Raw genomic sequence first — 7,687 nt, 5'->3', positions numbered from 1 at the left:
TCACTGACACAACACACCCACATTGTCACAGTGAACTCAATACAGTCCACGACACATGGACACTCTATGAATCCCTATAGATGTGTCGGTGGTTGATAGCGGCGGGGAAACGCCCGGTCCCATTCCGAACCCGGAAGCTAAGCCCGCCCGCGCCGATGGTACTGCTCCCGGGAGGGAGTGGGAGAGTAGGTTACCGCCGACCCAACAACTTCACACACAAACACCCGTAGGTAAAACCCAACCGGTTTCACCTACGGGTGTTTTTTCACATTCCCATCCCTCTACATTTCGTTGGTGACCACCCACTTGTTCGCAATGCGGAGTCGGAATGTCTGCAATGCGGAATCAACGACAAAACCGGCGTCACTATGCCACTGCATAGTCAACGGCTGGGTTCCCAACCGCCCGTGACCTGGCTGAGGCAACAGAATCGTTGGTGTCCACCAGGTTGTCCGCAACGCGAAGTGAGAATCGGAATGAGGCTCACTATGCCACTGCATAGTTGGTGTCCACCCACTTGTCCGCAATGCAGAGTAAGGAGGGGATCGGGCATGACTATGCCGCTGCATAGTTAATGGGTACACCCCCACTAGTCCGCAATGCGGAGCCAAGCGGTTTCCACCCGCCCGTAGATACTTCATGTCTGGCGCGAACAGCTATCGATGCAAAATGGTGCCTCGTCGGCTGCAGGGTTTTACACTCCGCCCAGGTTGGCGAAAGGTGTGATGTGCAGTTTTGCATTCGGGGTTCCGGTAAGTTCAGAAATGGTCCCGACAGATTGTGACAGCCGGACTGGCCAACGAAGGAGCTGTCAGGCCTTCCCGCCCTAGTCCAGCGCGAAGGAGCGATCTTCGCCTGTCAAAGGATCTACAAACCCTAAGCCGATGCAACGTAACCGCATGGGGCGGGAGAAGTCTTCGGCGTCGGCGGGGAGCAATGTGGGGTAGATGGTGTCGCCAAGGATGGGGGCGGCTTCGGTCATCATTTGCAGCCGCAGTTGGTGGGTGCGGCCGGTTGTTGGGTGGAGAACGTAGCGTCCCAAAGGAGCGGTAACGCCATAGAGCGACTGCAACTCCTGCTCCTGCTCGGCAGGCAGCCGAGTAACGGAAGCTACCTCGGTGTGGGAGTTCGGCTCCTCACCCACGAGTACAGAACCAGCGGCTTCGCCAGCAACCTTGACCAGGTGGTGGGACCAGTCTGCAGGTACGGACAGTGCAACATACGGTGCGATCGCCTCGTACATCTTGTCCACCTCCCGGCGGGCAAAAAGTTCCTGGTAGGCGCCACGGACTTCGCGGCGTTTGGTCAACAGCAACAAACCAGAGGTGCCGCGGTCCAATCTGTGAGCGGGGGTGAGTTCTTCGTTCCCGGTGGCGCGACGGAGACGCACGGTGGCGGTTTCGGTGATGTGGGAGGCACGCGGCATCGTCGCCAGGAATGGTGGCTTGTCCACGACGAGGATGTTGTCGTCTTCGAAGACTGGAACGATGTCGTAGGGGACGGGGGTTTCGGGGGCGGGACGTCGGTAGAAGAAGACGTCGGTGCCGGGTTCGAGCCAGTCCTCGGGAGAGATTGGGGTGGTGTCGCGGTGAACGACGAGGGAGTCGTCGAAACGCTGTTGTACTGCGGAAAAGTTGTCTTCGGGGTGGCGGTGGCGCTGAGTGGAGACGAGGTGCCAGATGAAGTCGATGGCGCGGATGCCGTCGCCTTCGGGGACGCGGGCGCGGGATGCGCCGAGGCCGCCGCGGGGTGGCAGCGGCATTGCTGGTGGACCCTTCTTTCTCGCCATAGTGTGTAGTAGATTAGCCCGCATGGATTTAGGAGCATTGGTTGAGCCGTTGATGGGCTTCTTTTCGCAGGGCATTGGTAAGGCGATCGCGGACGCGTTGACCCTGATTTACAACTTGCTGTATCCGGCGAATGCGCCGGCAGCAACCCCGGTGGAGATTCCCCGCTAACTTGCGCTTGCGCGACTAGAATGTGGGTATAACCAGCTGTCTAGCTCAGAAAGGCTGAGATAATGACCCAGGAAGAGACCCGCGAAGACATCGTCGTTGTTGCTGTCGATGGCAGCCCCGCTTCAGATAATGCGGTGCGTTGGGCGGCGAATACGGCGATGAAGCGTGGTATTCCGCTGCGTTTGGCTGCGAGCTACACCATGCCGCAGTTCCTGTACGCGGAGGGCATGGTTCCGCCGGCGGAGATTTTCGACGAACTCCAGCGCGAGACGATGCAGTCCGTGGATCGTGCCCGCGATATCGCACTTGAAGTGGCGCCGGACCTGCACATTGGCCACGCGGTGGCTGAGGGTTCTCCGATTGACATGCTGCTGCGTATGTCGAATGAGTCCACGATGATCGTGATGGGCTCCCGTGGTCTGGGTGGCCTGTCTGGCATGGTGCTGGGCTCCGTTTCTGGTGCTGTGGTGTCGCACGCGAACTGCCCGGTTGTGGTGGTGCGCGAGGATAGCGCGGTGACCGAGGAGAACAAGTACGGTCCGGTTGTGGTCGGTGTGGATGGCTCTGAGGTTTCGCAGCGCGCAACAGAAGTTGCCTTCGAGGAGGCGGCGGCGCGTGGTGCGGAGCTGGTTGCGGTGCACACTTGGGTGGATACGCACATCCAGGGCCCTGGTGCTGGGTACGCGGTGGCTGAGGATCACTGGGAAGCTGTGAAGCAGGATAAGCAGCAGCTTCTCGACGAGTTGTTGGCCGAACTGATCGAGAAGTACCCGGATGTCCAGGTGAAGAAGGTTATTGCACGTGACCGTCCGGTGCGTGCGCTGACCAGTGCGGCGGAGAACGCCCAATTGTTGGTGACTGGCTCGCATGGTCGTGGTGGTTTCAAGGGCATGCTGCTTGGGTCCACTTCGCGTGCGCTGCTGCAGTCGGCGCCGTGCCCGATGATGGTGGTCCGTCCAGAAGAGTAATAGATTCGTTACCCAAAAGTCCGAAAAACGAGGGACAATGGTAGGGGTAACTGACAAAATCTATTTATAAGGACGGATTTCAACATGACTCCAACACTTGGTTTTATCGGCTGGATTATTATCGGCGGCCTTGCTGGCTGGATCGCATCCAAGATGCAGAACCGTGACGCACAGATGGGCATCGGCCTGAACATTCTGGTCGGTGTTATCGGTGGTTTCATCGGCGGCTGGCTGCTTGGCCTGCTCGGCTTTGATGTGGAAGGCGGTGGACGCTTCTTTAGTTTCCTGACCTGCCTGATCGGTGCGGTGATTCTGCTGTGGATTGTGAATAAGGTGACAGGTAGTCGTCGATAAGCAATCTGCTTTGAGCCCCCGGAGTGAGCTGCTCCGGGGGCTTTTCGCTGGAATAGACGAACCGTTTTGTCTATATTGAGATGGTCCTGTTTTAGGCGCGCGAAAGGAGTTCCTATTGGCCGCCGCCACGAGTAAGAAGAAGGCGCCTGCGCGCCGCCGCGATCGTCCGAGTCCTCGGCAGCGTCTGCTGGATGCCGCGACGAAGCTGTTTACAGAAGAAGGCATCCGCGTCATCGGCATTGACCGCATTTTGCGTGAGGCGGATGTGGCGAAGGCGTCGTTGTACTCGCTGCTGGGGTCGAAGGACAACCTGGTTGTTGCGTACCTGGAGGAGCTCGACGAGCAGTACCGTTCACGTTGGGGTGAGCGTGCGGCGAAGGCGCCGGATGCGGATTCGAAGATCCTCGCCTTGTTCGATATGGCGATCGAGGAGGAGCCCCAGAAGGAGTTCCGTGGCTCGCCGTTCCTCAACGCTGCGGCCGAGTACCCGCGCCCGGAGACGGAATCCGAGGAGCGGATTGTGGAGACCTGCAGGAATCACCGCCTGTGGATGCATTCCACGATCACGGAGTTGCTCAATGAGAAGAATGGCTACGATTCGTCCTCGTTGACGGATGAGCTGCTGATCTTTTTGGAGGGTGGGCTTGCTGGTGCGCGCATTTTGCGTGATAGCGCACCGCTGCACACCGCGAAGGCTCTGGCTAAGTCCAAGCTGGGTGCGCCACCGCCGGATTACTCCATTTAGGTAGGGCTGTGAAGAATCGGATTAGCTTCTCGCAGGTGATTGGCGAGGTCCTCCTGACGGTTGGCGTGCTGCTTTTGCTGTTCGCGTTTTATGAGTCCTATTGGACGAACTTGGCGTCGGCGAAGATGCAGGACGAGGTGCAGTCGAAGCTTGAGGAGCAGTGGGTGAACCCTCGTCAGGCGAAGCACGCCGAGTTGGGGGACGCGCTTGCGAAGATGTATATCCCGGCGTTTGGGCAGGACTACCAGTTCGCCATCGTCGAGGGCGTGCAGGAGGCGCAGTTGCTCACGGGTCCGGGCCACTACCCGGATACGCAGTTCCCGGGCCAAGATGGCAACTTCGCGGTTGCCGGTCACCGTGTGGGCAAGGGTGCGCCGTTTAACGACCTTGGCGCGCTGAAGGCCTGTGACGCGATCGTGGTGGAGACGCAGCGCGAATGGGTGACGTATCGGGTGATGCCGTTGTCGCCGGATCCGGCGGCTCGTCACGCGGAGGGCGCCGGATGCTTGCCGGAGCAGATGAATGAGCGGATCGCGTCGGGGGATTATCAGCACGTGCTTGGCCGGGAGATCACGCTGCCGGGCAACATTGAGGTGGTCAACCCGATGCCTGGGTCGAAGTCCACGAAGGTGGAGCCCGGCATGGAGGGGCTGATTACGTTGACCACGTGCCACCCGCAGTTTTCTAATGCGGAGCGCATGATCATTCACGCGGTGCGCACGGAAGTGATGCCGAAGGACCAGGCGGGCGCGCTCCCGCCGGCGATGGCGGAGGTGGATTAGCCCATGTATGCAGCGTTGTGGCGTAAACTGCCCGGCCCGCCGGTGGTGAAGTGGCTGCTCACCGCCGTCATTTTGGTGTTGCTGTTCCTCCTGCTCATGGAGGTTATTTACCCATGGGTGTCGGCGCAGATGCCGTATAACGACGTCGCGGTGTAGCCCTTAGAGCCAGCGCGGTACCGGTGGGTGCCAGGCGCGCAGTGCTGCGATGAGTTCGTCGGGGTCGTCGGCGACGATGAGGTGTGCCCGGTCGGTGGCGCGCACAAAGCCGTGGGCGACCATGTGGTCCACCATGGCGATGAAGGGGGCCCAGAAGTCGCGGCCGAGCAGCCCGATGGGTTTGCGGTGGAGGCCGAGTTGTTGGTTGGTCCATTCGTCGAAAAGTTCGTCGAGGGTGCCGGCGCCGCCGGGCAGGGCCACGATGGCGTCGGAAAGTTCGCTCATGCGTGCTTTGCGCTCGGCGAGGGTGTCCACCATTTCGAGGCGCTCGAGCCCGTCGTACTGGATCTCGTATTGCGCCAGGTGGTGTGTGAGGACGCCAATGCTTTTCGACGACCCCCTCGCCACCTCACCCATCAACCCGAGCTTGGATCCGCCGTAGACCAGAGTGATGTCGTGGCGGGCCAGTGCCTCGCCGAAACTGCGGGCGAGCGTGGCGTTGTTCGGGTCGGTGCCCTCGCGGGCGCCGGCGAACACGGCGATGGCGTTGATGTTCGCGGGGGTTAGCGCGGGAAAGATTTGGGTGCGCAGCAGGGGCGCGATTTCAAAGTCGGCGTGGTTCGTGGGGTCGATCCAGGTGGCTTCGGCGATCTCGGCGGCGGGGGCCGGATCGGCGGGCAGGCCGGGGTGGAGGAACACAGTGGAGGTCACGCTGTGGCCGGGCTCGTTGGAGGCCTCGGCGGTAAACGTGCCCAGGTAGCTTAAGTGTTCGGGGTCGACGTCGATGTCGACTTCTTCGCGGGTTTCGCGCATTGCGGTTTGCAGGCGGGTCTCGCCGCCTTCTGGCTTGCCTCCGGGGAGTTGGAAGCGCGGGCTGGAGTGTTTGCGTACGCACAGGACGCGCCCGGCGTTGTCGGTGAATACGATGGCGGCGACGTTGATGGTGTTCATTACAGCCCTAGGTTAGTGATTGCTTCGGTGGCGACCGCTTCGGCTTTGACCGACTCGTCTTGGTTGGTAAACACCGTCACGGCCACGTTGCCTTTGGCCACGGAGTATGCGGCGCCGATGCGGTTGGGGACGTCTCCGCCGCCATGGCGGCCGCCGTCCCAGCCTGCGGGGTGGTCGGCGGGTTGGGTGAGGTCCACTGGGGTGGCCCAGTCCACCACCGCCATGGCCTGTTCGGGGGAGTCCATGTGGCGCACGATCACGGTCAGTTGGGGTTCTTCGGGGTAGGACCAGAACTGGCAGGCGGGGGTGTCGAAACGGGTGTCGGTGCCCACCCCGGTGACACGTTGGCCGTTGGTGCGCGCTACCCACTCGGTGTCCAGGTAGGGGCATTCCTGCCATCCGTCGCGTGCGGTTTCCGGCAGTGCTTCGACGGGCAGGCCGGAATCGGGGGCGGGAGCGGGTTCGGGGGTGGGGGTGTCGTCGTTAAGCGATTGCTCCCCGCAACCGGCGAGGGCGAGCACGAGCAGCACGATGGGTAATCTCGAACGCATGAGCTCCAGATTAGTGCTGCTGGAGCAGCACCCCGGAAAACGTACCGAAAACAGCGCGCTTGATTCCGGCATCACCATTTTGGCTGTGTGCCTGATGGTGGTGTCGCTGGGCGCGCTGGCGCGGATGCCTCTGAACGAGGCGCTGCTGCACATTTTGCTCACCGCCGGGTTCGCGTTCCTGCTGTTCTACGGCATGGTGGAGATGTACCGGTGGGGCAGGTGGGGCCGCATCGTGTGGGCGTTTAGCGCGACTGCGCTGTGGGTGGCGGATACGACGGTGTCGCCGGTGGCGGTGTACTGGGTGTTCGTGCTGTTCTTCGTCTATCTGCGGGCGATGCGCGGCTGGCTCGGCTACGTCTGGGTGGCGGTGGGGCTGGCGATTAGCATCGCGGTGCAGATCCCGGCGGGGCTCACGCTCGGCGGGGTGATGGGGCCGGCGCTGTCGGCGGTGGTGGTGATGGCGATTGATTGGGCGTTTTTCACCATCAATAAGGTCAGCCAAGAACGCCAGCAACTTATCGACGAACTCCTGACCACCCGCGACCTTCTCGCCGAAACTGAGCGCGCCGCCGGTGTAGCGCAGGAACGCGAACGATTGGCTCACGAGATTCACGACACGGTGGCGCAGAACCTGTCCTCCATTCAGATGCTGCTGCACTCCGCCGAGCGCGACATCCAAGCGTTGGGTGTGGACGCGACGCAGCCGTTGCGCAAGATGGAAACTGCGCGGCGGGCGGCGTCGAACAACCTGGCAGAAACGCGGGCGATGATTGCGGCGTTGGCGCCGGCGCCGTTGACGGAGTCGTCGTTACGTGAAGCGCTCGAGCGGGTCGCGGGTGACTTTGCCGCGGCAGGCGAGTTGGACATTGAGGTGGAGACAGACGGCGAGGCTATCCAGCTGCCCATGCGCGTGGAGGCCGGCCTGCTGCGTATCGCGCAGGGGGCGGTGTCCAACGTGGTCAACCACGCCGAGGCCACCCGTACCCGCATCACGCTGACCTACGCGCCGGACGAGGTGCGCCTGGACGTGGTGGACAACGGACGCGGCTTCGACGTGGACGGTCAGGAACTCAAACCCAGTGGGTTGGGGCATTTGGGGCTGGACGCGATGCGTTCGCGTGCGGCAGAACTGGGTGGGAAGTTGGACATTGAGTCCGCGCCGGGCGGGCCTACGGCCCTTTCTGTCGCCGTGCCGGTTAATATCAACCAAAAGACGTAAACG

Annotated in this window: 10 protein-coding genes and 1 rRNA gene; 8 read left to right on the top strand and 3 right to left on the bottom strand. The window is 61.6% G+C overall.

Going from position 1 to position 7,687, the window contains the following annotated elements:
* Positions 1-84: 84 nt before the first annotated feature.
* Positions 85-202 (top strand): 5S ribosomal RNA (gene rrf / locus HMPREF2734_RS02395).
* Between the two features lie 624 nt (positions 203-826).
* Here rrf and HMPREF2734_RS02390 read toward each other — a convergent pair.
* Positions 827-1,876, bottom strand: coding sequence for a pseudouridine synthase (locus HMPREF2734_RS02390; protein ID WP_141750404.1), 1,050 nt, complete (start codon positions 1,874-1,876; stop codon positions 827-829).
* Here HMPREF2734_RS02390 and HMPREF2734_RS11955 point away from each other — a divergent pair.
* The 6 genes from HMPREF2734_RS11955 (at position 1,812) to HMPREF2734_RS11950 (ending at position 4,963) form a co-directional block, all read left to right on the top strand.
* Positions 1,812-1,958: a hypothetical protein gene (locus tag HMPREF2734_RS11955; protein ID WP_167594476.1), complete on the top strand. Its 147-nt coding sequence runs from the start codon at positions 1,812-1,814 to the stop codon at positions 1,956-1,958. The two genes, HMPREF2734_RS02390 and HMPREF2734_RS11955, sit on opposite strands and share 65 nt — an antisense overlap.
* A gap of 62 nt (positions 1,959-2,020) precedes the next feature.
* Positions 2,021-2,926 carry a universal stress protein gene (locus tag HMPREF2734_RS02385; RefSeq protein ID WP_070568926.1) on the top strand — a complete coding sequence of 302 codons (906 nt, stop codon included), beginning with the start codon at positions 2,021-2,023 and terminating at the stop codon, positions 2,924-2,926.
* A gap of 84 nt (positions 2,927-3,010) precedes the next feature.
* Entirely contained in the window at positions 3,011-3,280 is a 270-nt protein-coding gene (locus HMPREF2734_RS02380; RefSeq protein ID WP_070422660.1) for a GlsB/YeaQ/YmgE family stress response membrane protein, read from the top strand.
* 115 nt (positions 3,281-3,395) lie between these two features.
* Positions 3,396-4,025, top strand: a complete 630-nt coding sequence (locus HMPREF2734_RS02375) for a TetR/AcrR family transcriptional regulator (RefSeq protein ID WP_070422659.1) — start codon at positions 3,396-3,398, stop codon at positions 4,023-4,025.
* An 8-nt stretch (positions 4,026-4,033) separates the two neighbouring features.
* Complete coding sequence (locus tag HMPREF2734_RS02370) at positions 4,034-4,807, top strand: class E sortase (protein WP_070568923.1); 774 nt, start codon at positions 4,034-4,036, stop codon at positions 4,805-4,807.
* Between the two features lie 3 nt (positions 4,808-4,810).
* Entirely contained in the window at positions 4,811-4,963 is a 153-nt protein-coding gene (locus tag HMPREF2734_RS11950) for a hypothetical protein (RefSeq protein WP_167617510.1), read from the top strand.
* A gap of 3 nt (positions 4,964-4,966) precedes the next feature.
* Here the strand turns inward: HMPREF2734_RS11950 and HMPREF2734_RS12225 are convergent, their stop codons facing one another.
* Both HMPREF2734_RS12225 and HMPREF2734_RS02360 read right to left on the bottom strand, forming a co-directional pair.
* On the bottom strand, positions 4,967-5,914 hold the full coding sequence (locus HMPREF2734_RS12225) for a TIGR00730 family Rossman fold protein (RefSeq protein ID WP_083308042.1): 948 nt from the start codon (positions 5,912-5,914) through the stop codon (positions 4,967-4,969).
* On the bottom strand, positions 5,914-6,465 hold the full coding sequence (locus tag HMPREF2734_RS02360) for a DUF2020 domain-containing protein (protein ID WP_070568920.1): 552 nt from the start codon (positions 6,463-6,465) through the stop codon (positions 5,914-5,916). Before HMPREF2734_RS02360 ends, HMPREF2734_RS12225 begins: the two co-directional genes overlap by 1 nt.
* On the opposite strand from HMPREF2734_RS02360, the gene HMPREF2734_RS02355 reads away from it, so the two are divergent.
* Entirely contained in the window at positions 6,464-7,684 is a 1,221-nt protein-coding gene (locus tag HMPREF2734_RS02355; protein WP_070568917.1) for a sensor histidine kinase, read from the top strand. The genes HMPREF2734_RS02360 and HMPREF2734_RS02355 overlap by 2 nt on opposite strands.
* The last annotated feature ends 3 nt before the right edge of the window (positions 7,685-7,687 follow it).

Origin of the sequence: Corynebacterium sp. HMSC055D05, from assembly GCF_001810365.1 — a bacterium.
Taxonomy (GTDB): Bacteria; Actinomycetota; Actinomycetes; order Mycobacteriales; family Mycobacteriaceae; genus Corynebacterium; species Corynebacterium coyleae.
Note: the sequence above shows the minus strand (reverse complement) of the source record. Positions and strands in the feature narration are given on the sequence as shown.

Coding starts and splice junctions, on each gene's coding strand:
- HMPREF2734_RS02385 (WP_070568926.1), top strand. CDS start 2,021: ATGACCCAGGAAGAGACCCGCGAAGACATCGTCGTTGTTGCTGTCGAT.
- HMPREF2734_RS11950 (WP_167617510.1), top strand. CDS start 4,811: ATGTATGCAGCGTTGTGGCGTAAACTGCCCGGCCCGCCGGTGGTGAAG.
- HMPREF2734_RS12225 (WP_083308042.1), bottom strand. CDS start 5,914: ATGAACACCATCAACGTCGCCGCCATCGTATTCACCGACAACGCCGGG.
- HMPREF2734_RS02380 (WP_070422660.1), top strand. CDS start 3,011: ATGACTCCAACACTTGGTTTTATCGGCTGGATTATTATCGGCGGCCTT.
- HMPREF2734_RS02360 (WP_070568920.1), bottom strand. CDS start 6,465: ATGCGTTCGAGATTACCCATCGTGCTGCTCGTGCTCGCCCTCGCCGGT.
- HMPREF2734_RS02355 (WP_070568917.1), top strand. CDS start 6,464: ATGAGCTCCAGATTAGTGCTGCTGGAGCAGCACCCCGGAAAACGTACC.
- HMPREF2734_RS11955 (WP_167594476.1), top strand. CDS start 1,812: ATGGATTTAGGAGCATTGGTTGAGCCGTTGATGGGCTTCTTTTCGCAG.